The 26,523-nt window shown below is 67.3% G+C and carries 21 protein-coding genes; 4 read left to right on the forward strand and 17 right to left on the reverse strand.

The window, feature by feature from the left end:
* Nucleotide 1: 1 nt before the first annotated feature.
* Both K5880_RS20770 and K5880_RS20775 read right to left on the reverse strand, forming a co-directional pair.
* Nucleotides 2-2,158: a TonB-dependent receptor gene (locus tag K5880_RS20770; RefSeq protein ID WP_297657011.1), complete on the reverse strand. Its 2,157-nt coding sequence runs from the start codon at nt 2,156-2,158 to the stop codon at nt 2-4.
* The gene (locus tag K5880_RS20775) at nt 2,136-4,268 is read right to left on the reverse strand and encodes a PQQ-dependent dehydrogenase, methanol/ethanol family (protein WP_297657014.1); all 2,133 of its coding nucleotides are present in this window, start codon (nt 4,266-4,268) and stop codon (nt 2,136-2,138) included. The genes K5880_RS20770 and K5880_RS20775 overlap by 23 nt, the downstream gene beginning before the upstream one ends.
* A gap of 240 nt (nt 4,269-4,508) precedes the next feature.
* Here K5880_RS20775 and K5880_RS20780 point away from each other — a divergent pair, with 240 nt between their 5' ends.
* On the forward strand, nt 4,509-5,750 hold the full coding sequence (locus K5880_RS20780; RefSeq protein ID WP_297657017.1) for a helix-turn-helix domain-containing protein: 1,242 nt from the start codon (nt 4,509-4,511) through the stop codon (nt 5,748-5,750).
* Between the two features lie 15 nt (nt 5,751-5,765).
* Here K5880_RS20780 and K5880_RS20785 read toward each other — a convergent pair whose 3' ends face one another.
* Genes K5880_RS20785 through K5880_RS20810 form a run of 6 tightly spaced genes read right to left on the reverse strand, consistent with a single transcriptional unit; the run spans nt 5,766 to nt 10,306 of the window.
* The gene (locus tag K5880_RS20785) at nt 5,766-6,503 is read right to left on the reverse strand and encodes a lysophospholipid acyltransferase family protein (protein ID WP_297657020.1); all 738 of its coding nucleotides are present in this window, start codon (nt 6,501-6,503) and stop codon (nt 5,766-5,768) included.
* Nucleotides 6,500-7,828, reverse strand: coding sequence for a dihydroorotase (locus K5880_RS20790; RefSeq protein ID WP_297657023.1), 1,329 nt, complete (start codon nt 7,826-7,828; stop codon nt 6,500-6,502). The genes K5880_RS20785 and K5880_RS20790 overlap by 4 nt, the downstream gene beginning before the upstream one ends.
* Nucleotides 7,829-7,831: 3 nt before the next feature.
* Nucleotides 7,832-8,797, reverse strand: coding sequence for an aspartate carbamoyltransferase catalytic subunit (locus K5880_RS20795; RefSeq protein WP_297657077.1), 966 nt, complete (start codon nt 8,795-8,797; stop codon nt 7,832-7,834).
* The gene (gene pyrR / locus K5880_RS20800; protein ID WP_297657026.1) at nt 8,794-9,312 is read right to left on the reverse strand and encodes a bifunctional pyr operon transcriptional regulator/uracil phosphoribosyltransferase PyrR; all 519 of its coding nucleotides are present in this window, start codon (nt 9,310-9,312) and stop codon (nt 8,794-8,796) included. Before pyrR ends, K5880_RS20795 begins: the two co-directional genes overlap by 4 nt.
* Nucleotides 9,309-9,722 (reverse strand): Holliday junction resolvase RuvX, encoded by a 414-nt coding sequence (ruvX, locus tag K5880_RS20805; protein WP_297657029.1) that lies wholly within the window; start codon nt 9,720-9,722, stop codon nt 9,309-9,311. Before ruvX ends, pyrR begins: the two co-directional genes overlap by 4 nt.
* The gene (locus K5880_RS20810; RefSeq protein ID WP_297657032.1) at nt 9,719-10,306 is read right to left on the reverse strand and encodes a YqgE/AlgH family protein; all 588 of its coding nucleotides are present in this window, start codon (nt 10,304-10,306) and stop codon (nt 9,719-9,721) included. The genes ruvX and K5880_RS20810 overlap by 4 nt, the downstream gene beginning before the upstream one ends.
* A gap of 64 nt (nt 10,307-10,370) precedes the next feature.
* Here K5880_RS20810 and K5880_RS20815 point away from each other — a divergent pair, with 64 nt between their 5' ends.
* On the forward strand, nt 10,371-11,870 hold the full coding sequence (locus tag K5880_RS20815) for a deoxyribodipyrimidine photo-lyase (RefSeq protein ID WP_297657035.1): 1,500 nt from the start codon (nt 10,371-10,373) through the stop codon (nt 11,868-11,870).
* A gap of 12 nt (nt 11,871-11,882) precedes the next feature.
* Here K5880_RS20815 and K5880_RS20820 read toward each other — a convergent pair whose 3' ends face one another.
* The 6 genes from K5880_RS20820 to K5880_RS20845 form a co-directional block, all read right to left on the reverse strand.
* Nucleotides 11,883-17,837 (reverse strand): Hpt domain-containing protein, encoded by a 5,955-nt coding sequence (locus tag K5880_RS20820; protein WP_297657038.1) that lies wholly within the window; start codon nt 17,835-17,837, stop codon nt 11,883-11,885.
* A gap of 47 nt (nt 17,838-17,884) precedes the next feature.
* Nucleotides 17,885-20,137, reverse strand: a complete 2,253-nt coding sequence (locus tag K5880_RS20825; RefSeq protein WP_297657041.1) for a methyl-accepting chemotaxis protein — start codon at nt 20,135-20,137, stop codon at nt 17,885-17,887.
* A gap of 64 nt (nt 20,138-20,201) precedes the next feature.
* Entirely contained in the window at nt 20,202-20,741 is a 540-nt protein-coding gene (locus tag K5880_RS20830) for a chemotaxis protein CheW (RefSeq protein ID WP_297657044.1), read from the reverse strand.
* Between the two features lie 30 nt (nt 20,742-20,771).
* Nucleotides 20,772-21,137: a response regulator gene (locus K5880_RS20835; protein WP_297657047.1), complete on the reverse strand. Its 366-nt coding sequence runs from the start codon at nt 21,135-21,137 to the stop codon at nt 20,772-20,774.
* Nucleotides 21,137-21,535, reverse strand: a complete 399-nt coding sequence (locus K5880_RS20840) for a response regulator (protein ID WP_297657080.1) — start codon at nt 21,533-21,535, stop codon at nt 21,137-21,139. The genes K5880_RS20835 and K5880_RS20840 overlap by 1 nt, the downstream gene beginning before the upstream one ends.
* Before the next feature lie 96 nt (nt 21,536-21,631).
* Nucleotides 21,632-21,805, reverse strand: coding sequence for a rubredoxin (locus K5880_RS20845; protein ID WP_066266800.1), 174 nt, complete (start codon nt 21,803-21,805; stop codon nt 21,632-21,634).
* Between the two features lie 166 nt (nt 21,806-21,971).
* On the opposite strand from K5880_RS20845, the gene K5880_RS20850 reads away from it, so the two are divergent.
* Nucleotides 21,972-22,913: a bifunctional hydroxymethylpyrimidine kinase/phosphomethylpyrimidine kinase gene (locus tag K5880_RS20850; RefSeq protein ID WP_297657053.1), complete on the forward strand. Its 942-nt coding sequence runs from the start codon at nt 21,972-21,974 to the stop codon at nt 22,911-22,913.
* A gap of 10 nt (nt 22,914-22,923) precedes the next feature.
* Nucleotides 22,924-24,225: a glutamate-1-semialdehyde 2,1-aminomutase gene (gene hemL / locus K5880_RS20855; protein WP_297657056.1), complete on the forward strand. Its 1,302-nt coding sequence runs from the start codon at nt 22,924-22,926 to the stop codon at nt 24,223-24,225.
* A 108-nt stretch (nt 24,226-24,333) separates the two neighbouring features.
* On the opposite strand, the gene purH is transcribed toward hemL, so the two are convergent.
* From purH to K5880_RS20870, 3 genes are all read right to left on the reverse strand, one after another.
* The gene (gene purH / locus K5880_RS20860) at nt 24,334-25,920 is read right to left on the reverse strand and encodes a bifunctional phosphoribosylaminoimidazolecarboxamide formyltransferase/IMP cyclohydrolase (RefSeq protein ID WP_297657059.1); all 1,587 of its coding nucleotides are present in this window, start codon (nt 25,918-25,920) and stop codon (nt 24,334-24,336) included.
* 40 nt (nt 25,921-25,960) lie between these two features.
* A complete protein-coding gene (locus tag K5880_RS20865; protein ID WP_297657062.1) occupies nt 25,961-26,197 on the reverse strand; it encodes a helix-turn-helix domain-containing protein in 237 nt (78 codons plus the stop codon).
* Nucleotides 26,194-26,523, reverse strand: a 330-nt coding sequence (locus K5880_RS20870; protein WP_297657065.1) for a tRNA-dihydrouridine synthase, incomplete at its 5' end; no start/stop codon positions are given. The genes K5880_RS20870 and K5880_RS20865, both read right to left, overlap by 4 nt.

Here is a 26,523-nt window from a genome sequence, read left to right on the forward strand (position 1 = left end):
GTCAGCGGAACCGCCGCACCAGTTCCACCCCCACGTACGCAGAGCGCCGCGCCCCGGGCTCGTAGTAGCGACCATTGCCCTCGTTGACGATCACCGAGCCGGCGTAAGCGCGGTCGGTGAGGTTGTCGACGCGCAGGAACTCGCGCCAGGTCCAGTCGCCCCGGGTCTGCTCGAAGCGCACGCCCAGGTTGAACACGGTGCTGGCGGCAGCGAACTCGGTGTTGCGGTCGTTGACCGCCATGCGCCCGGTGTGCAGAGCTTCGAACGTGAACACGCTGCCCGCCCAGCCCGGCTCCCAGGCCAGTTGCAGGTAAGCCTGCTGGCGCGCCAGCCCCGGCATGCGGTTGCCGGCCGCCACCGGCACGGTGGGCGTGGCGCAGGGTGTGCCCGCGCAGGTGAGGAAACCGTCGCGGTAGCGCGCGTCCATCCAGGTGAAGGACGGCGTCACTGTGAGCCTGCCCCATTGCAGCAGGCCCGCAACCTCCAGCCCGTGGCGGCGCGTGCGCCCCGCGTTCTGAAAGGTGGAGCGGCCGCCGCTGTTGGACAGCACCACGATCTCGTCGCGCGTGCGTGTCTCGAACAAGGTGGCGCTCCAGCTGCCCCAGCCGTACCTGCCCCGCAGGCCGGCTTCGGCGCTCTGGCTGCGCGAGGCGTTCAGCGCGGGGTTCAGGCCGGTCAGGCCCGAGGCGCGGTAGGCCACTTCGTTGAGCGTGGGCGTCTCCAGTCCGCGCCCCACGCTGGCGAAGGCCTGCAGCTGCGGCGTGATTTCGCGCCGCACGCCCAGCACCGGGCTGAAGCCGTCGAACCTCACCTCGCCGCTGTCGTCGGGGTTGCCGGCGACGATGTAGCGGTCGGCCGACGAAAAGCGCACACGCGAATGCCGCAGACCCGCCATCAGCGTGGTGGCGTCGGTGCGCCACTCGGCCTGCACATAGGGGTCGAGCGTGCTGGCGCGGTTGGTCTCGTCGCGCCGCAGATTGCCCTGCACGCCCAGCGTGGTGCCGACGAAGTTCTCGTAGCCCAGGCGGTCCTCGGTCTGCCGGTCGGCCGCGAGGCCGGTGGCCACGGTGAGCCGTCCGCTGTCGTAGCGCCGGTCGAGCCGCCAGCGCGCGTTCAGGCCCCAGTAATCGCGCGCGAGGTCGATCACGCCGCCACCACTGCCGGCCGGTATCTGCGCACCGGTGGGCACGGCGAGGAACTGGCGCACCTGGCGCTGCCCGCCATAGCCCATGAGCTCGATGCGGTGTCCATCGCCCAGCGCCTGCTCCCAGGCCAGGCCGGCCTGCGTCTGCGACACGCTCTTGCGGGTGTTGAACTGCGTGGCCGCCGTCGTGGTCTGACCCGGGTCGGCATCGAAATCGGCGCGGGTGAGGCCAAGCGGATCTTGCGCCACGCTGCTCTGGCGGTTGAGCACGAGCACGGTGCGCCCGCCCTCGTGGCTGCGCGCGAGCTTGAGGTTGCCGGTGCTGCGCGAGGCGGCCGACTGCGCCCGCTCGCCGTCGGTGGCGAACTTGCCGGCATCGAGCGTGTACGACCAGCCGGGCTGCCCCGCCGCGCCGGTCTGGCCGCTGAGCTGGGTGGACAGGCGCCACAGGCCGTTGGCACCACCGGCCAGGCCGGTGCGCCACTCGGTGGGGCGCGCGCCGTCCTGCGTGTAGAGCGTGATCACGCCACCGGCCGATGTGCCGTACAGCACGGAAAACGGCCCACGAATGACCTCGATGCGCTCGGCGCTGCCGATGGGGAAGTTCGCCGCCTGGCCCTGCCCGTCGGGTGCGCTGGCGGGAATGCCGTCCACGAACAGGCGCACACCGCGCACGCCGAAGGGCGCGCGTGCGCCGAAGCCACGCACGGAAATCTGCAGGTCCTGCGCGAAGTTCTGGCGGTTGCGCACCACCAGACCGGGCACGCGGCCCAGGCCTTCGGACAGATTGATCTGCAACTGACCCGCGCGCAGTTCCTCGCCATCGACGACCTCGACCGAGCCGGGCGCGAGCCAGCGTCGCTGCCAGGCGCCATCACCGGTGACCAGGACCGGTGCAAGCGCGCCGGCGGTGTCCTCACGCTCGGGCAGTGTCTGTGCAGAAGCGAGGCCGCTGGCCAGCAGCAGACTGCTGGCAACCAGCCGCCACCGGTCAGTTCTTCGGCCGAATGGCATCGGCCGTACCTTGAATGAACGCCTTGATCTTCTGAACATCGTCGGGGCTGAGTTTGCCGGTGAAATCGGGCATGCCTCGCGCCGAGGCCGGGCCGTTGAACACGAACTTGTCGAGGTTCTCGATGAAGGAGGCATCCATGTAGCCCAGGTTGGGGATGTTGCCGCCGCGGTCCACGCCGGGCACGCCATGGCAGAACACGCAGTTGCTCACGTACAGCGCGGTGCCATCGGGCACGTGGGCCGGGTCGTACTTCACACCGGCCACCAGCTTGCCGAGCTGGTAGTTCACGAAGGCCGGCGGCTCGGCCTTGCCGCCCACGGCAAAGGTGTAGACCGTGCCCGGGCCCTGGCGGTCGGTGGCGCGCTGGGCCAGGCCGTACACGCCGCCCCAGCCGACCGCGATCGACACATACTGCTTGCCGTCCACCAGGTAGGTCGACGGTGCGGCGATCACGCCGGTGCCGGTGGGCGTTTCCCACAGCTTCTCGCCGGTGGTGGCGTTGTAAGCGATGAAACGCCCGTCGGCCGTGCCCTGGAACACCAGGTTGCCGGCGGTGGTGAGCGTGCCGCCATTCCAGGGCGAGATCTGCTCCTGCGTCCAGGCAGCCTTCTGCTTGACCGGGTCCCAGGCCACCAGCCGGCCAAAGGGTTTGCTGGTGGGCGGCTCCACGTTGGCGAAGGTGGCCAGGTTCCAGCCCATGCCGCTGTGCGGTTCACCCGGTCGTTCGGCGTTGAACTTCCAGTCCTTGTTGTCCATCAGCGTGATGGGCACGCCCTGCACCGGCATGTAAACCAGTCCGGTGGCCGGGTTGTACGACATGGAATGCCAGTTGCGCGCGCCGAAGGCACTGGGGATGATCTCGCGCGGACGGTCGGCCACGCGCGCGATGTCGGTCTCGATCGGGCGGCCATTCTTGTCGTAGCCGGTGGCCCAGTTCACGTCGACGAAATTCTTCGCCGAGATGAACTGGCCGTTGGTGCGGTCGATGATGAAGAAGAAGCCGTTCTTCGGTGCATGCATCACCACCTTGCGCTTCTTGCCGTCCAGCATGAGGTCGGCCAGGATCATGGGTTGCGTGGAGGTGAAGTCCCAGTTGTCACCCGGCGTCTCCTGGTAGTGCCAGACGTACTTGCCGGTGTCGGGGTTGAGCGCGACGATGGAAGCGAGGTAGAGGTTGTCGCCACCGGCCGGGCTGCGTTTCTTGTGTGCCCAGGGCGAACCGTTGCCGGTGCCGATGTACATCAGGTTGAGTTCGGGGTCGAACGCCATGGCGTCCCAGGCCGTGCCGCCGCCACCGGCCTCCCACCACTTGCCGGCGGGATCCCAGGTCTTGGCGGCCTTGGCCATGGACTCGTCCTCGAACGGCTTGCTCGGGTCGCCAGGCACCGTGAACCAGCGCCACTTCTGCTCGCCGGTCTTCGCGTCGTAGGCGGTGATGTAGCCGCGCACGCCGTATTCGGCGCCGCCGTTGCCGATGATCACCTTGCCCTTGAAGACGCGCGGTGCGCCGGTGATGGTGTAGCTGAACTTGCGGTCGATGATGGTGTCCTTTTCCCACACCTTGGCGCCGGTGGCTGCGTCCAGCGCGATCAGGCGGCCGTCGTAGGCCGCGACGAACACCTTGCCCTCGTGCAGCGCCACGCCGCGGTTGACCACGTCGCAGCAGCCCTTGTAGCCCGCCTCGCGCGAGACCTGAGGATCAAAGGTCCAGATGCGTTTGCCGGTGCGCACGTCCACCGCGTGCACGATGCTCCAGGAGGCGGTGACGTACATGATGCCGTCGACCACCAGCGGCGTGGACTCCACGCCGCGTTTCGATTCGAGGTTGTAGGACCAGACCAGGCCCAGGTCCTTCACGTTGGCAGTGCTGATCTGCTTCAGTTTCGAGTGGCGCGTCTCGGCGTAGTCCAGACCGTAGCTGGGCCAGTCGGGTGTCTGCTTCGCGTTGCCCTTCATGAACGCCGCGTTGACCTGGCCGACCGCGGCCTTGATGTGGCCAGGCGAACCTTTGGCCGGTGATTGCGCGAACGCGGCACCGCTGAGCGCCAGCGCGGCGAACAGGCAGGCGGCCGCGCGGCACCTGGCTGAGGCGAGGGGTGTCGGATTCATCGTGTCTCCTTGTAGTGCCTGCCGCGTGCAGACCTGTTGTGGGGCGGCCGCACCAGGCGAGCCCGGTGCAGCTTCTCCATCTTCTCGCTGGGCGCCGCGCGTTTCATCTTCGGGATTTCCCTGTACCCGATGTGTTCCGGCGTGGAACACCTGGCGCTGGCGAACAAGGGCATACCCGCATGCCCTGCCCGGGTGTTGAAACGGATACTGACCGGGGAGACACCCCGCAGGACCCATCCCATGCCCCACCCCGTCAACGGGCAGGCGCACGCGCCGCGCCAGCTCTTCTTCCAGACCACCGAACAGCGCACCGCGCTGGCACGGCAGCGGTTCTTCGACGAAGGCGCGCGCCCCTCGGGCCTGGTGGGTGAAGCGGTGATCCAGTCGTGGCTGCGCTGCGCCTCGGCCCGCCATCAGCCCACCGACATGGTGAGCTTCGAGCAGGTCTCGCGCAGCCGGGCTCACGCCAGCCTGAACCGCAACCGCCAGTTGCTGCAGGCGGGCAACCTCGAACTCGACAACATGGAAGCCGCGCTGCGCGGCACCGACTGCCGCGTGCTGCTCACCGACGCGCAGGGCGTGGTGATCCATGCCACGCAGTTGCCGCAGGTGAGCCAGCAGCCGTTGCTCAGGACCGCCTCGCGGGTCGGCGTGAACATCGCCGAAAGCCAGATCGGCACCAACGCGCCCGGCATCGTGGTGCGCACCGGCGAGGCCTGCACCGTCTCCGGCGCCGAGCACTTCTTCCAGTGCCTGCAGTCGGTGCACTGCGCGGCCGCGCCAATCCGCGACATCCACGGCCAGCTCGCGGGCGTGCTCGACGTGTCGGTCGAGGCCGGGCGTTTCCACTTCGACGCTGCCTCGGTGGTGGGCATGTACGCCACCACGATCGAGAACCGCCTGCTGCAGCTGCAATCGGTCGAGCACCTGGTGCTGCACTTCCAGGCCAGCCCGACCCTGCTCGGCACGCCGATGGAGGCGCTGGCCGGCATCGACAGCAGCGGACGGGTGCTGTGGCTCAATGGCGCTGGCCGCCGCCTCACCGGCTGCCGCATGGAGGGCCGTCCCACCGTGGACGAGGTGTTCGGTGCGCCGTTGCAACACCTGCTTGCCCTGCCCCGCCAGGCGCAGGTGCAGACCCTGCACCTGCCCAACGGCCTGGGCGTGTGGATGAAGGCCACGCTCACCGCCCGCGATGGCGCCGACTTCAGGCACGCCGTGGCCGTGCCGTCCCTCGCGCGGCCGGCTCCGCCTGCCGGGGTGTCGACGGCGCAACCCCCGCCTGCGACGCCGATCACCACACCAGCACCCGGCACGGTGCCCGACAGCGCGCGGGCCACCCTGCTCGACCACAAGCAGCGGCTGATCGAATCCACGCTGGCCGCGTGCGGCGGCAACATTGCCAAGGCCGCGCGCGCGCTGGGGGTCTCGCGCGGCATGCTGTACCGGCGCCTGCAGAAGCCACAGGCGTCCGACAGCTGAGGGCGCTCTACATCCTCAAAGCTTGCGCAGACGATCGACCTCGGTGCGCAGGTCATTGGCCCAGGCGCGGCGGTCGCGCCCCTGGTCTTTTTGCGGCACGCCGTACTGCACCACCGCCCGCAGGTGATCGGCGCTCAGCGTGGCCCATATGGAAGCGATCAGCGTGGTGTCGCCCACATACACCGGCGCGGCATGCGGCCCGCCACGCTGGCTGTCCTCGAACCGCAAGCCCACCGGCAGCACCGGGGCTCTGGCCGCGATGGCCGCCTGCAGCAAGTTGGCATGGAAGGGCAGCATCTCGCTGCCGTCGCCCGTTGTGCCTTCGGGAAACACCGACAGGATGTCACCAGATTCGAGCCGTTCGGCCATGTGGTGCACCATGCGCATGGCGGCGCGGCGGTTGCTCCGCTCGATGTAGAGCGTGCCCGCGCCGGTGATCAGCGAACCCAGCAGCGGCCAGCGCCGGGCATCCGATTTGGAGACGAAGCGGCTCGGGCGCGCGGCGTTCATGACGAGGATGTCCAGCCAGGACACGTGATTGGCCACCTGCAGCAATGGCCCCTGCTCGGGCGGCGTGCCCTGCACCACCAGGTCCACGCCCAGGATCACCAGCATGCGCCGCGTCCATTCGCGCACCAGGAACTGTGTCTGGGATGGCGTGAGCCGACCGAACTCGGTGCGGATGGTCCACAGCCCGCGCACCACGTGGGCGGTGGCGCGCAGGGCGCGCGAGAACGCGCGCAACAGCTTCACGCGTGGGCTGCCCGTTCGCCTGCGTCCGCCGCCTGGTGCGCCACCTGCCCCCCCACCAGCGTGGCACGCACGCTCACCGGCAACTCGTGGCCACCGAAGGGCGTGTGCTTGCCCTGGCTGCGCAGCGTTTCGGGCCGCACCGTCCAGCTCGCGCTGGTGTCGAAGATGCAGAGATCGGCCACGCCGCCCACCGCCATGCGCCCCACGCTGGCCTGCAGCGTGCCCAGGCTGGCACCCAGCACGCTCTGCGGGCCGCTGGTGAGCACGGCGAGCGCCTGCATCAGGCCCAGGCCTTCCTGCTGCGCCCAGGTGCAGGCCAGGCCCAGCAGCAGCTCCACCGCGGTGGCTCCGGGTTCGGCCTCGGCAAAGGGCAGTGTCTTGGCGTCGCTGTCCACCGGGTTGTGGTCGGACACCAGCGCGTCGATGGTGCCGTCGGCCAGGCCAGCGCGCAGCGCGTCGCGGTCGCGCTGCTGGCGCACCGGCGGCTGCAGGCGCAGGCGGCTGTCGTAGAAGCCGATGTCCACGTCCGTCAGGTGCAGGTTGTGCACGCTCACGTCGCAGGTCACGAGCAGGCCCTCGGCCTTGGCCTGGCGCACCAGCGCCAGCCCCGCCGCGCTGCTGATGCGGCACAGGTGCACGCGCGCCTTGCCCTGCGCGCCGCGCATGAGTTCGAACAGGGTGTGCAGCGCAATGGTTTCGGCCGCGGCGGGAACGCCGGCCAGGCCCAGGCGCGTGGCCAGCGGTCCGCTGGCCGCCACGCCCTTGCCGAGCCAGAAGTCCTGCGGCCGCAGCCACACCGTGTAGCCGAAGGTGGCCGCGTACTGCAGCGCGCGCTGCAGCACCTGCACGTTGACGATGGGCACCTCGGCCTGGCCGAAGCCGATGCAGCCGGACTCGGTGAGCTCGGCCATCTCGGTCAGCACCTCGCCCTGCAGGCCACGCGTGAGCGCGCCCAGCGGGAACACGCGCGCCAGGTGCAGCTTCTCGGCGCGGAACTTGAGCATGTCGACCAGGCCGGGCTCGTCCAGCACCGGGTCGGTGTCGGGCGGACAGACCAGCGAAGTGACACCACCGGCCACGGCGGCGGCCATTTCGCTCTCGAGCATGCCGGCGTGTTCCTGGCCGGGTTCACGCAGGCGCACCGCCAGGTCCACCAGGCCGGGCGCGACCACGCAACCGGTGGCGTCGATGATGCGGCTGGCGTGGAAATCGGGTGCCACGTTGCCGATGGCGATGATGCGGCCGGCGGCGATCGCCACGTCGGCCATCTCGTCGCGACCGGTGGCCGGGTCCATGACGCGGCCGTTCTGGATCAGGATCTTCATGGTTCAGGCCTCGTTGCTCGCGACGATGGACATCACGGCCATGCGCACCGCAATGCCATACGTCACCTGCGGAAGGATCACGCTCTGCGGGCCGTCAACGACTGCCGAATCGATTTCCACGCCCCGGTTGATCGGGCCCGGGTGCATCACGATCGCATCGGGCTTCGCCCAGCGCAGGCGCTCGGGCGTGAGGCCAAAGCTCTTGAAGTACTCCTGGCTCGAAGGCAGCAGGGCCCCGCTCATGCGCTCGTTCTGCAGCCGCAGCGTGATGACGACGTCGCAGTCCTTGATGCCTTCTTCCAGCGTGTGGCACACGCGCACACCCATGTGCGAGAGGTCACCAGGCACCAGGGTGCGCGGGCCGACCACACGCACGTCGGGACAGCCCAGGGTGGTGAGGGCGTGGATGTCGGAACGCGCCACGCGTGAATGCAGCACGTCGCCCACGATGGCCACCGACAGCCGGGTGAAGTCCTGCTTGTAGTGGCGGATGGTGTACATGTCGAGCAACCCCTGCGTGGGGTGCGCGTGGCGCCCGTCACCGGCGTTGACCACGTGCACGTGCGGCGCCACGTGCTGCGCGATCAGGTAGGGCGCGCCCGACTCGCTGTGGCGCACGACGAAGATGTCGGCCGCCATCGCGCTGAGGTTGGCGATGGTGTCGAGCAGGGATTCACCCTTGGCCGTGGAACTGCGCGCGATGTCGAGGTTGATCACGTCGGCCGACAGGCGCGTGGCCGCGATCTCGAAGGTGGTGCGTGTGCGCGTGCTGTTCTCGAAGAACAGGTTGAAGACGCTCTTGCCGCGCAGCAGAGGCACCTTCTTGACCTCGCGGTTGCTCACGCTCGTGAAGTTGGCCGCGGTGTCCAGGATCTGCGTGAGGATGTCGCGCGACAGCCCCTCGGTGGAGAGCAGGTGAATGAGTTCACCGTTCTTGTTGAGCTGGGGATTCTTGCGTTGCACGGTCAGGCTTCCTTGGTTTCCAGCACGAAGCTCAGGCGGCCGCTGGCCTCGTCGCGCGCGAGTTCGAGCGAGCTGCCCGACGGCACCTCGACGCGCGCGGCACACACGTTGGGCTCGATCGGCAGCTCGCGCCCGCCGCGGTCGACCAGCACCGCCAGGCGCACGCTGGCCGGGCGGCCGTAGTCGTAGAGCTCGTTGATCACGGCGCGCAGCGTGCGCCCGGTGTGCAGCACGTCGTCGACCAGCAGCACATGCGCGCCGTTCACGTCGAAGGGCAGCACGGTTTGCGCGCTCGATGCCAGGCCGCGCTGCGCGAAGTCGTCGCGGTGCATGCTGGAGGAGATCACGCCCGCCGGACCGGGCAACCCCAGGTCGCGCTGCAGGCGCTCGCCCAGCCAGGCACCGCCCGAGGTGATGCCGACCAGCGTCACCGGGTCGGGCGAGGCTGCCAGCAACTGCTTCACCCCGCGCACGAGTTCGGCATAGAGCGCCTCGGCGTCGGGCAATGGATCGGGCGTCAAGGCAGGCTCCTCAAGAACTGTTCCAGGATGATGCAGGCCGATGCGGCATCGGCGTCTTTCGCGCCCAGGCTGTGCGCCTCGGTCGTGCTGTAGCGTTCGTCGACCTCGAACACCGGCAGGCCATGGCGGCCGCGCAGCTGGCGCGCGAACTTCTGCGCGCGTGCGGTGTTCTCGTGGGCGGCTCCGTCCGGGTGGAAGGGCACGCCGACGACCAGCGCGTCAGGCTGCCATTCCTTCAGGCGCAATGCAACTTGTGCAAAACGCGCGTCGCCCTCGGCGGCGATGGTGGGCTGCGGCGTGGCACTGCGGGTGAGGCGGTTTCCCGTTGCCACCCCGGTGCGCTTGAGGCCGAAATCGAAGGCGAGGAATGTCTGGCAGTGCGCCGGGACATCGGGCGCCGAAACACTCATGCGTGCCCCGCGTCAGGGGAAAGCATCCAGGGCTGCAGGCCCAGCAGGGCCATGGCGCGCTCGTAGCGCTCGGCCACCGGCGTGTCGAAGATCAGGCTCGGGTCGGCTTCCACGGTGAGCCAGCTGTTCTCGGTGATCTCCGATTCGAGCTGGCCCTGGCCCCAGGACGCATAGCCCAGCGACACGAACACCCGGCGCGGACCGGCGCCCGAGGCCATCGCCTCCAGCACGTCCTTGGACGTGGTCATCTCCAGGCCGCCGGGAATGGACAGGGTGGACGCATAGACCGACTCGCCTTCGCCTGAAACCGCCTCGTGCAGCACGAAGCCGCGCTCGGTCTGCACCGGACCGCCCTGGAACACGGGCAACCTGGCCAGGTCGTCGCGCCCCATGGGCAGGTCGACCTTCTCGAACAGGCGGGAGAGCTGAATGTCGCTGGGCTTGTTGATCACCAGTCCCAGGGCACCGCGTTCGCTGTGCTCGCACATGAACACCACGCTGCGGCCGAAAAGCTCGTCGCTGAGGCCGGGCATCGCAATCAGAAAGTGATTGGTCAGGTTGATGGAGGCAGAATCAGCGGACATGGCGCGATTTTAAGCCGCCGACTCTGCTGGCCTTCGTCTGGCAGGGGGAAACCCGCCCTGCCCCATGAACAGCTACGACAAAGGTCTGATGTGGTTCCGCCGCGACCTGCGCGCACAGGACAACGCGGCGCTGTACCACGCGCTCAAGGTGTGCCGGCAGGTGTGGTGTGTGTTCGTCTTCGACCCCGACATCCTGACCCCGCTGCTGGAACGCGGTCTCAAGGCCGACCGGCGGGTGGAGTTCATCCGCGAATCCCTGGTGGAACTCGATGGGCGGCTGCGTGAGCTGGGCCGCGAACACCGCGTGGACGGCGCGGGCCTGATCGTGCTGCACGCGGCGGCGGCGCAGGCGGTGCCCGCGCTGGCGCAGCGACTGGGCGTGCAGGCGGTGTTTGCCAACCACGACGACGAGCCCGCCGCACTGGCGCGCGACGCCCGGGTGTTTGGCGATCTGGCGCACGCCGGGATCCTGCTGCACAGCCACAAGGACCACGTCATCTTCGAACGGCGCGAGGTGCTCACGCAGGCCGGTCATGCGTTTGGCGTGTTCACGCCCTACAGGAACGCCTGGCTCAAGGCGGTCACACCCTTCCATCTGAAGAGCTACCCCGTGGCAGCGTACGCGGCAACACTCGCCAGTGTGCCGGCCGGACACGCGCGGCCGGTACCGACGCTGGCAGACCTCGGTTTCGAACGCAGCAACCTCGCCCACCTGCCGGTGCCAGTGGGCGCCAGCGGCGCGCAGCGGCTGTTCGAGGACTTCGTGGACCGCATCGAGCGCTATGACGAGGCGCGCAACTTTCCCGCCATCAAGGGGCCGAGCTACCTCAGCGTGCACCTGCGCTTCGGCACCATCTCGATCCGCCAACTCGCCTCGGTGGCGTACCAGATGCACCTGCAAGGCATCACAGGCGCGAGCACCTGGCTGTCCGAACTGATCTGGCGCGACTTCTACCACCAGGTGCTAGCCAACTTCCCGCACGTGGTGGACAAGGCGTTCAAGCCCGAATACGACCACATCAAGTTCGAGCACGGCAAACACGCGAAGGAATTGTTCGCCGCCTGGTGCGAGGGCCGCACCGGCTACCCGCTGGTGGATGCGGCCATGGCCCAGATCAACCAGACTGGCTACATGCACAACCGCCTGCGCATGGTGGTGGCGAGCTTTCTGGTGAAGGACCTCGGCATCCACTGGCAGTGGGGCGAGCGCTACTTTGCCGACCATCTGATCGACTTCGACCTCGCAGCCAACAACGGCGGCTGGCAATGGGCCAGCTCCAGCGGCTGCGACGCGCAACCCTGGTTCCGCATCTTCAACCCCGTCACGCAAAGCGAGAAGTTCGACCCGGGCGGCAAGTTCATCCGCCGCTACCTGCCCCAGCTTGCCGGCTTGCCCGATGCCGCCATCCACGCGCCCTGGAAGGCCAACGAGATCGAACTGGCGGCCGCAGGCGTGGTGCTGGGCAAGACCTACCCGCGTCCGGTTGTCGACCACGCCGAGGCACGCGAGCGCACATTGCAGCGCTATGCAGTGGTCAAGTCCCCCGCCCGCACGCCCGGTTGACGGTCTTGACGATCAAGCCTCTGCGGCGGCCTTGGCGTAGTGCCCGATGAGGGCCAGCAACTCGTCTTCCGCATAGGGTTTGCCGAGGTAGTGGTCCACGCCAAGTTCGCGCGCGTGTTCGCGGTGCTTCTCCGCGATGCGCGAGGTGATCATGATCACCGGCAGGTCGGACAGGCGCGCATCACTGCGGATGTTGCGCACCAGGTCGAAGCCGTCCATGCGCGGCATCTCGATGTCGGACAGCACCACGGTCGGGCGCTCGGCCTGCAGCTTCTCGAGCGCCTGCAGGCCATCGGCCGCGAGCGTCACGCGGTAGCCTTCGCGCTGCAGCAGGCGCTGTGTCACGCGGCGCACGGTGATGGAGTCGTCCACCACCAGCACCAGAGGTACCGCGTTCACTTCCAGCGCGTTCTGCGCCAGCAACGCATCGCCCGATGCGGCCTGCGGCGCCAGGCCCTGCTGGCTGGCCACCCATTCGGGCACCTGCGCGCCGTACACCGTGGCCAGGGCCACCGGGTTGTAGATCAGCGCCACGGCACCCGACGCCAGCACCGACATGCCCGCCAGACCGGGCAGCCGCGAGAGCTGCGAGCCGAGGTTCTTCACCACCACTTCCTGGTTGCCCAGCACTTCGTCCACGTGCATGGCCACGCGCTGCGCGGCGCTTCGGAAGATCACCACCGGTTGTGTGCGGCCTTGTGCCTCGGTCGAATGAGCCGACGACTGCAGCAACGCGCCAGCCCAGTAGAACGGCACGTCCTCACCAGCCACATTGAGATGCCCGGTGGCATAGGCCTTGGCCAGGTCATCGTTGCTCAGGCGGCGCACCACCTCGACCAGGTTGGACGGCACGCCCAGCGTGAGCGCGCCAGCGCGCAGCATCACCACCTGCGTGACGGCGGTGGTCAGTGGCAGCACCAGCTTGAAACTGCTGCCTTGCCCGGCCTTCGTGGCCGTTTCAATCCGGCCGCCCAGCGCCACCACGTCGTTGCGCACCACGTCCATGCCGATGCCGCGGCCAGCGAGTTCGGAGACCTCGCGCGCCGTGCTCAACCCGGGCTCGAACACCAGCTGCGCTGCATCCTCGTCGCTCAAGTCGCCCTCGGGCGGGATGAGGCCCTGGGCGCGACCCTTCTCGCGCAGACGCGCCAGGTCCAGGCCACCGCCATCGTCGGTGAACACCAGCGACACGTCGTTGAGTTCATGGCCGAGCACGATCTCGATCTGGCCTTCGGCCGGCTTGCCCAGTTGCTGGCGCAACTCGGGTGCCTCGATGCCGTGGACCACGCTGTTGCGCAGCAGATGCTCGAAGGCGCCGGTCATGCGATCCAGCACCCCCCGGTCCATTTCGATGTTGCCGGTGATGTCCAGCCGCACCTGCTTGCCGGTTTCCTTGGACGCCTGCCGCACCACGCGGTACAGCCGCTCCGAAATGCCCTCGAACTCCACCATGCGCGTGCGCAGCAGGTCGCGCTGCAGTTCGCGCGTCTGACGCGCCTGGGCGACCAGGCTGTCTTCGGTGGATTCCACGGCGCGCTGCAGGTTGCGCTGCACGGTGGCCACGTCGTTGACCGACTCGGCCATCATGCGCGTGAGCTCCTGCACCCGCGTGAAGCGGTCGAACTCCAGCGGATCGAACGACTGGTCGGCGTCGCGCGCCTGTGCCAGGCGCGACTGCATCTGTGTCTCGGCCTGCAGCTCGATGTCGCGCAGCTGGCCGCGCAGGCGATCCAGGTTGCCCGTGAGGTCCTTGAGCGAGCCGCGCAGGGTCACGAGTTCGGACTCCATGCGCGCGCGCGTGATCATCACCTCGCCGGTCTGGTTGACAAGGCGATCGAGCAGTTCCGGGCGCACGCGCACGGCGGCGCCAGCACGGGCTTGCACAGCGGTGGGCGCAACCGGCAGGGTCAGGCCTGCCAGACCGGGGGTATCGACCGTGGCCGGTGCCTCGACCGGTGTCAAGGGTTGCGCAACATCCATGGCGGGGACTGGCGCCATCACGACCGGTGCCACCGCCAGTTCGGGGGCCGTCTGCAGGACGTCTTCAATGCGGGCGTCGGCGTTGCGCAACTGGTCGAAGCGCGCGCTGATCGCATCGAATGCACTCTGCAGGGGTTCGAGGTCGGTGCCGCGCTGCACGTCCGAGCCCAGGCGCTCGGCCGTGGTCTCCATGCGGTGCGCCATTTCACCCAGTCGCAAGGCACCGGCCAGGCGCGCGCTGCCCTTGAGCGTGTGCAGGTTGCGCAGCACCTCGGCGCGGGCGCTGGCGTTGTCCGGACGCGCCACCCACTGGCGCAGCGCGCTGCCCAGTTGCGGCATCAGCTCCTGTGCCTCTTCCGCGAAGATGGGGAACAGGTCCACATCGATCGTGTCCAGCACGTCGATGTCGTCGTCGATGTCCTGCACCGGCGTGTGTACGCGGCTGGTGTCGGCATGCGGCGCCGTGAAGGCGGTCGCGTGCTCGGGCTGGGCATGCACCTCGAAGCCGGTCAGCGGCAGAACGGGCGACGCGACTTCGGCGGGCTGCGACGCGGCATCCGGCGGCGAGGCCTCAGTCCCGGTCTCGCTCTCGGGCCCGGCCGGTGCGGCGGTTTCCGGCTCGCCGGTGTCGCTGGGCATTGGGTCGTGCACTACACGGTACAGCGCGGCCATCAGCTCGGGGCTGGCATCCTTGAGGAAGCCGGCGGCGAACTGGTGCAACAGGCGGCGAATGTCCTCGGAAGCCTCGACGAACAACTGTGCCTGTGCGGCAGTGGCAGGCTGCCCCGCCTGCTGGTGCAGACCGACCGACTCCAGGGCGTGCTCCAGCGCACGTGCGATGTTGGACAGCGACTCGAAGCCCACGGTGGCCGAACTGCCCGCGAGCGAGTGCGCCAGCGCCTCGGCCTGCTCGGGCACGGGCTCGTGCCGTTCAAGCGACCATTCCGCGAGTACCGTGCTCAGGCGGCGCGACCATTCATCGGCCTCGTTGAGATAGACGTTATAGAGCTTGAGCCCGATGCGCAGAGGACCAATGACACGGGTCTGCTCGTCCGGCGTCGCCTCGGAATCGAGTCCGAAAGTGGGTTCGGGGCCAGACACGGGCTCATCTGGCGATGCCACCTCCGATGGAACTTCGGCAACGGCCTGCCCTTCAGGCAAGGATGCCGTGCTCGCAACCGGCTCAACGAGTTCGGTGAGTTCCACCGGAGCCGATGCTTCCGCTTCGGCGGCAGGACCGGCATTGGTGGACAGGGCCTCGAGGCTGCTGAAATCGATGTCGGCCAGCAGTGGCTCGCCGGACAGGGCTTGCGCGGACGGCTCGACGGTCTCGTCCAGCAGCGGAAGCGCATTGGTGTCCACAAAATCGGTCGGCGGCAGTGCCCCCATGCCGCTGTCCGTCGGCATGTCGTCTGCCGGGGCCTGCGGATCCGGATCGCCGGTGGACTCGTTCTGCGCCTGCGCGGGTTCGTCGACCGGTGGTGACACGTCGGCCACGGGCGCCGGGGCCAATTGCACCAAAGGCAGGTACTGGCCCTGGTCGCGCAGCGCCTCGGCGCTGGCGCGGAAGGGCTGCGAACGCCATGCATCGGCGCGGTGCGCGGCGATGTCGTCCACCCAGCGCGCGAATTCCTGCATCGCCTCGCCTGCCAGCGTCAGCAGTGGCGGGCTCGCGGGTCGCTGTTCGGCCAGCACGGTGTTGAGCAGTTGCTCCATCGACCAGGCTGCCTCGCCAAACTCGTCCAGGCCCACCATGCGCGAACTGCCCTTGAGCGTGTGGAAAGCGCGCCGCAAGGTCGTGAGATGCTCCAGATCGCTCGGCTGAACCTGCAGGTGCGACACGGCCTCCAGCCCGTTGGCCACGACTTCGCGGGCCTCCTCCAGGAAGATGTCGAGCAGATCGTCTTCATCCGTCTCTTCGTCACTCGCGGCCAGGGGCTCCGCGCTGCGGGTCGGGTTGGACGACTCGGAAAGCCCGACCAGCGCCTGAGCACCGGCGGTGGCATCGTCCTTGACCACGGCCTCCGCGGCCTCGCGCGCGGCACGCGCCACGCCGGACTGTTCGGCCAGCGACGCCTGATCCGCCAGGGATCCAAGCTGCTCGCTCAGGTCGACCAGACTCAGCCCCCCCTGCACGCCGTCGACCACGCGCTGCACGCCCTCGCTGATGGCCTGCGCCTCGTCGCGTGATGGCTGGTGCGGCGCCGCCGCACCCACGGTGCGGCCCATGAGGGGGAGCAACTCGCCCTTCTCCTCATCGAAAACAAACAGCTTCTTCGCCAGCGCAGGCTGATAGTTGAGCATGTCCACCAGGAAGCTCATCGCGCTGAGGTTGTTGCCCAGTTGCTGGAACGTGCCGGCTTCGCGAGCCATGGCCTCGTCCACCTCGGTGTCAAGGATCTGGTCCACCGTGTTGCGCATGCGTGCAACCGTGCTCACCGCCTGATCCAGGCCGAGCACGGAAAGCACGCCACGCATCTGCCCGAGCTGGGACACGGCCACGTGCAGGCCCGCTTTCTCCTGGGGCGTGCGGAAAAACTGATCGAGCGACTTCTCCACCTCGCTCAACGAGACCTTGAGTTCGCCCACCACGCTGCCCATGGTCTGGCGGTCGCTCACGCGGCGGTAGAGCTGCTCCATCCATGCGTCCAGAGGCTGCGCGGGCTGGCCAGCAAGCACGCCTTCGAGCCGTTGGGCCAGAGCCAGCGTGCGCTCGGTCAGTTCGGGGGCGCTGGGATCGAAGTCCTCGAAGGCGGCCTCCAGGTACAAGGTCGTGGTGGCAACCTCCATGGCCAGTTCAGGGCGCACCCCACCGGCTTCGTGCACCGCCTGGTCGGCGGCCTTCACCAGGGCCTGCGCCAGCGCCGTGCTGGCCGGGTGCAGCTTGAGCAGGGAGTCACCGATCAGGCTGAACTGATCGGCCACCTGCCGCGCGCGGCTGGCATCGCCACCGGAGTACAGCGACCACACTTCCTTGGCGGCATGGATGCGTTTGCGCGCCTGCGCCAGCACGGCAGGGTCGTAGCGGCCCAGCGTGGCCTGGTGGTAGTCCACCGGCGGCAGGCTGCCCAGACCAAAAGCCTCGCGCACCGCGGCCAGATGGGGCGTTGTCGCCGCAGACACGCTGGCCGGTTGGGCGCAGAAGAACAGCAGATCGTGCAGCAAGGTCTCTGATATCTGGGGCTTGCCCTGGGCCAGATTCACGAACTGCAGAAGGATGCGCGAGGTGGCGCGCTTGACATACACGTCCGGCGGCAGCAAGCGATGCGCTACCGCCTCGAAATACGCGGCCGATATCCGCCAGAAAGTGCGCGCACGCGCTTCGGCCGCTCCTGCAGACAGGCCGGCGCTGAGTTTGGCCAGTTGCGTGGCCGCGGCCGCGCTCTGGGTCTTGACCACCAGCAACACCAGGCGGTCGAAGAGGGAGCGGATGGCCGCATTGCACTGCAGCGGCGCAGCCCCGTCCGGCGCGGCCAGTTCCAGACCCCGGTGTTCGAAGGGCCACAGATCGGCCGGGTGGACGCGCTCGGCCGCGGCGAGCTCCTGCACGTCGCGGTACTGGGAGAACAGCGCCACCGGTTGCACAGGCTTGTTGTTCAGGACCGATTCGAGGTATTCGATCAGGGCGAAGCTGGCGCGCTCGACCTTGCCCGCCGCTGCCTCGGTGCAGGTATTGGGCCGCTGCACGAAACGCTGCACCGCCGCCTCCATGGCGCGCAACACCTGCGCGGGAGCGCCCAGACCCACCATCTCGAGGGCGCCCACGGCCTGGTGCAGTTGCTGGCGGGCCAGCCGCAGGGAGCCCGGGTCCACCGCCTCGAGGTCGTTGTTGCGCGACTGCTCGGTCTCGCGCACGAAGCGCCTGATGGCCTTGTTGGCGCCATCGAGCGACTTGCGCAATTCTTCGAAGACCCACGCCAGCGGGCCAAGATCGGCGACCGGCGCGTCCGTGTTCAGGCTGTCGGTGTCGGTGGCGGTGTCGAGCATGTTCTTCCAGTGGGTTGGCACAGACGGACAGACGCGGACCGGTCGGCTTACGCGATCTTGAATCGCGCCACGGACTGGCGCAGTTCTTCGGCCATCGCGGAGAGCTCCCGCACCTGCTGGGCGGTCGAGCGCGTACCTTCTCCGGTCTGCTCGGTCACTGCGAAGATGTGCTGGATGTTGCCAGCCACTTCGTTGGCGGAGTCAGCTTCGCGGGATGCGGCATTGGAAATCTGTTCAATCAGTTCGGCCAGTCGGCGCGACACCCGATCGATCTCGGACAGCGCAGTACCCGCGTTGTCCGAGAGCTTGGCTCCCTCGACCACACCCTGCGTGGATCGCTCCATGGCGGCTACCGCATCCTGCGTGTCGGTCTGAATCGCCTTCACCAGCGCGGAAATCTGACGCGTCGCGTCGGCGGAGCGTTCAGCCAGTCGCTGCACTTCTTCCGCCACCACCGAGAAGCCGCGACCGGCTTCGCCCGCGGACGCGGCCTGGATGGCGGCGTTGAGCGCCAGCACGTTCGTCTGCTCGGTAATGTCCGAGATCAGCTCGGTGATTTCACCGATCTCCTGCGACGACTCGCCCAGTCGCTTGATGCGCTTGGAGGTCTCCTGAATCTGGTCGCGAATGGCGTTCATGCCGCCGATGGCATCCTGCACCGCCTGCAGACCCGACTCGGCAGCCTGCAGCGATGCGCGCGCCACCGTGGCGGATTCCTGCGCCTGGCCAGACACCTCGTTGATGCGCTGCGCCATGTCCAGCACCGACTGGCCGGTCTCGCGAATCTCGCGCAGCTGTTCCGTGGAGGCAGCCAGCAGCTCGGTGGAAGTGCTCTCCACCGCGGACGTCGTTTGCGCCACTCGGGTGGCCGTGGCCTGCACGTTGCCCACCAGCGAACGCAACTCCTCCACCGTGTAGTTCACCGAGTCGGCAATGGCTCCCGTGATGTCCTCCGTCACGGTGGCTTCCTGCGTCAGATCGCCCTCGGCCACCGTCTGCAGTTCGTTCATCAGTCGCAGAATGGCGGCCTGGTTGGCGTCGTTGACGCGCTTGGCGTCCTGCTCCAGCGATTCGGCGGCGAGCCGCTGCGATTCCGCGGTCAGCTGACGCTGGCGGCTGTCCTGCAACTGCACGTAGGCAAGACCGGCCGCGCACAGCAGGGCGAACAGCGCAGAGAACAGCAGCGCCAGGAATTCGCCGCCACCCAGGCCCGAGCGCGAAGACAGATCGCCCTGCAGCTTTTCCAGGCCCAGGCGCAGTGGCTCGCTGTCGGCAATGATGCCGGCCTGCGCTTCGCGCGCCGACACCAGGCCCTGCAGGTTGCCCAGGATGGCCCCGGCCTCCACACGCGTGGCTTCGTACAGTTTGAGCAGGGCGTCCAGTCGCTCGCGCACCTGCGGATCGCGCGCCGCCGCCAGTCGCAGTTCATCACTGCCATTGAGCAGGCCCTCGGAAATTTCCTTGAACGTATTCAAGTCCTTGCCCAGCAGGAACACGGCTTCGGGGCTCACGCCTTCCATGGTCAGGAATTCGTTGGCGGACTTGCCGATGCGTTGGGTCAGCATCACGAGCTGGCCCGACGCCGAGATCTCGGCCGCCGGGGCGTTCTGCTGCAGTTTCAGAGAAGAGATGGTTTCGGCAATCTCGAGCAGATCCGAGGACTGGCGGTTGATGGTGCGCAAGGCGTCGCCCACCTGGGTCAGGATCTTCTGCTGCGCCAGCACGGCAGACGCATTGCGTTCGGCCTCGTCGATCTTGGGCAGCAACTCATCGAGCTGGCCTGCGTAAGCCGGGCCGAGCGCGTTGAGCGACATCTCGGCGTCGCCCTGCTTGAGGCCTCGCAGAGCGCGAGCCATCACGTCCGAGCTGTCCCTCACCTCCGGGAACGCCTCGGGGCTGCCGATCAGCGCCTGCGACACGCTCTTGGCAAGACGTTGCGACTGCATCAACGCCTGACCGCTGGCGGCCACCTGCTGACCGACCCGCTCCGTCTGACTCAACGCAAAGAAAGTCACTGCACCGAGCACGACAAGACCGAAGGCCAGCAACACCGCCAACGACCGCTGGTGCTGGTCCGCGGGACGCCGTCCCAGCAAGGGCAGGGACACCAGGCCTGCCTGCGCGGCGCTGTCCTCGTCGTCCTCCACCATCGGGCTGCCACCGTATCCATCCACCGCAGGATCTGGCGCCAGCCTGGCCGCGGCGATCTCCGCCACATCCTGGTCGGTGGCGTTGGAAAGGTCGGGTTCGTCGCCGGCTTTTTTCTTGAAGAGACCCTGGAATCGATCAAGCATAGCCATGTAATAACCTTCCAACTGAAAACAGAATGACAAATGGACCCCATGCGGTCCGCGGGTTCAACCTTCAGGCTGCAATCGCCAGAAACTCGGGCTCTGCCACCAGCGATTGCAAATCCAGCTCCTGCCAGGCCTGACCCTGCAGGTCCACCAGAGAGCGGGTGAAATAGGAAGGCGCGCCTTCGGGGTTGGTCCCGATGGCGGAAAACATGGCCGGATTGCGCAGACCCAGTAGCCGGTCAATCCAGATCACGGCGTTGACACCCAGAGCTGCGTGCAGGCTGATCAGGCGCGATTCGGACGTCACCCGCTCGGTGGCAGGCAAGGCTGGCGCGCCGGTGGCAGCGTCAACCAGCCGTGCGAGATCGATCACGCCATGCAGGCCACCACGAAGGCTGGCCACACCGGCATACCAGGGCTTGGTGTATGGCACTCGCTGAAGCGGCGACCAGGGAAAGATTTCGCCTGACTGAACCAGGGGGAGCAGGTAGGGCCGGCCACTGGCCTCGACGGCCAACCAGGTCGCGGTGACGGCTTCGGTCTTGGCGGCCGTCAAACGCTGTGCCAATCGTTCCTGGAGTTCCTTGAGTGACTGACGTTTGGCCATGCTCGATGCGGTTGAGGTCTTTTGCTGCGGTCAGCCCAGCGCCCGGATCTTCGACAGAAGTTCTTCGGCGTCCACCGGCTTGGTGACGTAGTCGCGAGCGCCCTGGCGCATGCCCCAGACGCGATCGGTTTCCAGGTTCTTGCTCGTGCACATGACGATGGGGATGCTCGAATACTGAGGGTCCCGCGTGATGGCACGCGTGAGTTGAAACCCATTCTGACCGGGCATCACAACGTCCATCAGGATCAGGTCGGGCTTTTCCTCGCCAAGGCGACGAAAGGCCTCGTCCGCATTCTCAGCGGTGCTCACCGTGTAGCCGTTTTTACTCAGCAGGTCGGACAGGACCATCAGCTCGGTTTTCGAGTCATCGACGACAAGGATTTTCCGGATGGGCATCACACGGCTCCAGTTAGGTTGGTGCCAAACTGCTGCACTGCATGCAGCAACTGGTCTTTGGTGAAAGGTTTGGTGAGGTAGTCCTGCGAACCGACCATGCGACCACGGGCCTTGTCGAACACGCCGTCCTTCGACGACAGCATGACCACGGGAATGTTGGCGAAACGCGCATTGCGCTTGATGATCGCGCAGGTCTGGTACCCATCCAGGCGCGGCATGAGGATGTCGCAGAACACCAGATCGGGCTGGTAGTCGTTGATCTTGGCCAGCGCGTCGAAGCCATCGTCGGCAAGCAGGACTTCGTGTCCGCCCTGCTTGAGGAAGATCTCGGCACTGCGTCGGATGGTGTTGCTGTCGTCGACCACCAGGACTTTGAGGGCAGGCGTTGTGCTCACGATTCACTAGCTCCAGAGGGTGGGACGGGACAGGGAATGCGAGACCCGAAAATGCGGTACAGGGTTCGCAATGAGACCATCAGGTGCACCGTGCCAGCATCAGATCTGCACCATTTCGAAATCTTCCTTGCGCGCGCCGCACTCAGGGCACGTCCAGTTCATCGGCACTTCAGCCCAAGGGGTCCCCGCCGCCACGCCATGTTCAGGAGCACCTTCGGCTTCGTCGTAAATCCAGCCGCAAATCAGGCACATCCAAGTCTTGGTTTCGGTCATGGTTATAGGGGGCATTGTCTTAGAATGCAAGCATTGTATCGAGCCATTTGCGCAGCCCTGCACCGCTCCGCAAGCCAGTGACACCGGCTGTCGACCCTGCCGCGCACCACGCCTGCATCTTTGCCCGGACGACCGCGGCGCCACCCTTACTCCCCTACCGTACGACATGCCCGATACATCCGAACCCTCCGCGCGCACCGAGGTGGAGCGCCCAGGCGAGGCCTCTCTTCCCTGCGTGATGAGCTTCAACGCCAGCGACCCCAGCGGCGCAGGTGGACTGAGCGCAGACATCACCGCCATGTCCAGCGCGTCAACACACGTGCTGGCCGTGGTCACAGGCGCCTATGTGCGTGACACCTCCGACATCCATGACCATATCGCGTTCGACGAGGAGGCCGTGGCCGACCAGGCCCGCTGCGCGCTCGAGGACATGCCGGTGCAGGCCTTCAAGGTCGGCTTCGTCGGCAGCCCGGAGAACCTGAGCGCCATTGCCGAGATCACCACCGACTATGCGGAGGTGCCGGTGATCACCTACATGCCTGACCTGTCCTGGTGGGACGAGCTTGCGATCGAGACCTACCTGGACGCGTGCGCCGAGCTGCTGCTGCCCCAGACCACGGTGTTGGTCGGCAACCACAGCACGCTGTGCCGCTGGCTGTTGCCGGAATGGGAGGGCGACCGCCCCCCGAGCCCGCGCGAGGTGGCGAGAGCGGCGGCCGTGCATGGCGTGCCCTACACCCTGGTCACCGGCTTCAACGCCGCCGACCAGTTCCTGGAGAGCCACCTGACCTCGCCCGAAACCGTGCTGGCCACGGCACGCTACGAGCGCTTCGAGGCCACCTTCACGGGTGCTGGCGACACGCTGTCGGCCGCGTTGTGTGCACTGATCGCGGGCGGCAGCGACCTGCAATCCGCGTGCGCCGAGGCCTTGACCTACCTTGACCAGTGCCTTGACGCGGGCTTCCAGCCCGGCATGGGCCATGCCGTACCGGACCGCCTTTTCTGGGCACACGATGACGAGAGCGGCGAAGAAGAGTCTGGGGGCGAGGACACCACCGACAGCCTGCTCGACGCTGATGACTTCCCGCTGGACACCACGCGGCATTGATCCACCGACCATGACCACCACCGATCGCAACCAGCAGCTGTTCGACCGCGCCCGTGCGCGGATCCCGGGCGGCGTCAATTCGCCTGTTCGCGCGTTCCGCGCCGTGGGGGGAACGCCCCGTTTCGTGCAGCGCGCGCAGGGCGCCCACTTCTGGGACGCCAATGGCCAGCGCTATATCGACTACATCGGCTCATGGGGGCCAATGATCCTGGGCCACGGCCACCCGGCGGTGGTGGAAGCGGTGCAGCGTGCGGTCATTGAAGGCTTCTCGTTTGGCGCGCCCACGGAGCGCGAGGTGGAACTGGCCGAGGCGATCATCGAACTCGTGCCCAGCATCGACATGGTGCGGCTTGTGAGCTCGGGCACGGAAGCCGGCATGAGCACCATCCGTCTCGCACGAGGCGCGACGGGGCGCAAGAAGATCGTCAAGTTCGAAGGTTGTTACCACGGCCATGCGGACGCGCTGCTGGTCAAGGCCGGCTCGGGGTTGGCCACATTCGGCAACCCGACCAGCGCCGGCGTGCCGCCCGAGGTGGTGCAGCACACACTGGTCCTCGAATACAACAACGTGGCCCAGCTCGAAGCGGCGTTCGACGAGCATGGCGCCGACATCGCCTGCCTGATCATCGAACCGATCGCCGGCAACATGAACTTCGTGCGCGCCAGCGTGCCCTTCATGACACGCTGCCGCGAGCTGTGCACGCAGCACGGCGCGCTGCTGGCGTTCGACGAAGTCATGACGGGTTTCCGCGTCGCGCTCGGTGGCGCGCAGAGCGTCTACGCGAAGCTCATCCCCGGCTTTGAGCCTGACATGACGGTGATGGGCAAGGTGATCGGTGGCGGCATGCCGCTGGCGGCCTTCGGCGCCAAGCGCGCGGTCATGGAGCAGCTCGCCCCCCTGGGCGGCGTGTACCAGGCCGGCACTCTGTCGGGCAACCCGGTGGCCACGGCCTGTGGTCTGGCCACGCTGCGCGAGATTCGCAAGCCGGGCTTCTTCGAGAGCCTGTCGGCCACCACGCGTTCGCTGGTCGATGGTCTCAAGACTGCCGCGGCGGCCGAAGGAGTTGCCCTGTGCGGCGACAGCGAAGGCGGCATGTTCGGCTTCTTCCTGTTCGACGAGCTGCCACAGAACTATGCCAAGGTCATGACCACCGACGGCCCGCGCTTCAATGCGCTGTTCCATGGTCTGCTGGACCGCGGCGTGTACATCGCGCCGGCCCTGTACGAAGCCGGCTTCGTGAGCGCGGCGCACACCGCGCAGGATATTGAGGCAACAGTTGCAGCAGCGCGCGACGTGTTCAAGACACTGTGACGAGCGAGGGGCATCGGCAAGAGCCACCGCGGACCCGGTTTCGCCGGGCCGCAAGTAGCGCCCCCTCGAGGGGGTGACAGCGCAAGGCGCTGGCGCGGGTGAGTTCTTTCAATGCCTGAAGTGGCGAACGCCGCTGTAGACCATCACCACGCCCCGCTCGTCGGCCGCGTCGATGACCTCCTGATCGCGCATCGAACCGCCCGGCTGGATCACGCAAGTCGCGCCCGCGTCCACCACCACGTCCAGGCCATCGCGGAACGGGAAGAAGGCGTCACTGGCCACCGCCGTGCCCTGGAGCGACAGCTTGGCGTGCCCCGCCTTGATGCTGGCGATGCGCGCTGAATCCAGGCGGCTCATCTGGCCCGCGCCCACGCCCATGGTCATGCCGTCCTTGCAGAACACGATGGCGTTGGACTTCACGTACTTCGCCACCTTCCAGGCAAACAGCAGGTCGTCGATCTGCTGCTCGGTCGGCTGCAGCTTGCTCACCACCTTCAGGTCAGCCCGCTGCAGCACGTGGTTGTCGGCAGTCTGCATGAGCAGGCCCGAGCCCACGCGCTTCACATCCATGAGGTTGAGGCCTTTGTCCCAAGGGGTAGGGCCGCCAGGCGGCAGGTCGATCTGCAACACGCGCACATTGGCCTTGGCCTTGAACACCTCGAGCGCCTCGTCCGTATAGCCGGGCGCCATCAGCACCTCCACGAACTGCTTGCTGATCGCCTGCGCGCCCACGCCATCGAGCGTGCGGTTGAGCGCGATGATGCCGCCGAAGGCGCTGGTGGGGTCGGTCTGGAAGGCCTTGCTGTAGGCGTCGAGCGCGCCCGTGCCCACGGCAACACCACACGGATTGGCGTGCTTGACGATCACGCAGGCGGGCGCATCGAAGCTCTTGACGCATTCCCAGGCGGCGTCGGCGTCGGCGATGTTGTTGTAGCTCAGCTCCTTGCCCTGCAACTGTTTCGCCGTGACCAGCGAGCCGGGCGCGGGGTACAGGTCGCGGTAGAAGGCGGCGCTCTGGTGCGGGTTCTCGCCGTAGCGCAGGTCCTGCAGCTTGACGAAGCGGCCGTTGGACTGACCGGCAAACAGACCACGCTGCGGCACGCTCGCGCCCGCTTCGAAGGTGATGCTCGAGAGGTAGTCACTGATCGCGGCGTCGTAGTTGCTGATGCGGTTGAATGCGGCCACCGACAGCGCAAAGCGCGTCGCGTCGCTGAGCCTGCCGCTGGCCTTGAGTTCGTCGATCACGGACGGGTACTGTGCCGAATCGGTCAACACCGCGACGTCCTTCCAGTTCTTCGCGGCACTGCGCACCATGGCCGGGCCACCGATGTCGATGTTCTCGATCGCGTCCTCCAGCGTGCAGCCGACCTTGGCCACCGTGGCCTCGAACGGGTAGAGGTTGACGATCAGAAGGTCGATGGTGTCGATGCCATGGGCCTGGAGCGCGCTCATGTGCTCGGGCAGGTCGCGGCGCGCCAGCAGGCCACCGTGCACCTTGGGATGCAGTGTCTTGACGCGACCGTCGAGCATCTCGGGAAAGCCGGTGACCTCGGCCACTTCGGTCACGGGAAGACCATTGTCTGCCAGCATTTTGGCGGTTCCACCGGTGGAGAGCAGGATCACGCCGAGGTCGTGCAGGGCCTGGGCGAGTTCGACGATGCCGGTCTTGTCGGAAACGGAGATGAGTGCGCGCATGGAAGGGCCTTGTGAAGTTGTGAAATGGTGTGAACAGGCCCTAGTCGATGAGCTTGTGCTCGAGCAGCTTCTTGCGCAGGGTGTTGCGGTTCAGTCCCAGCCACTGCGCAGCGCGCGACTGGTTGTTCTGTGCCTGCTCCATCACCACTTCCAGCAGCGGCTTCTCCACGGCCTTGAGCAGCATGTCGTGCAGGTTGGAAGGGTCGGTGCCGTTGAGGTCGTGGAAGAAGTCTTCCATGCTGGCACGCACGCAGTCGTGCAGGTTGGTCTGTTTCATGCGGCCAGTTTCCAGTTGTCGCTTGAGGGAGGGTCGGCGCCGGCGGACCATTCGTCCAGGCTGTCGCTCACGCAACGCAGCTGCGCATCCACGGTGGTGAGCGCATTGACGCGCGAGCGGAACAGCGCGGCCGCACCCGGCGGCAGCGGCAGCGACTGGGCGTACCAGCCCAGGTGCTTGCGCGCGCTGCGCACGCCGGTGTCTTCGCCATACAGGCTGTAATGATCGTGCAGGTGGTCCAGCAACCAGCCCCGGACTTCGCCCAATGCTGGCGCCGGCAGGTGTTCGCCGGTGGCCAGGAAATGGGCGATCTCGCGAAAGATCCA

This window comes from Hydrogenophaga sp. (assembly GCF_025699295.1).
Taxonomy (GTDB): Bacteria; Pseudomonadota; Gammaproteobacteria; order Burkholderiales; family Burkholderiaceae_C; genus Hydrogenophaga.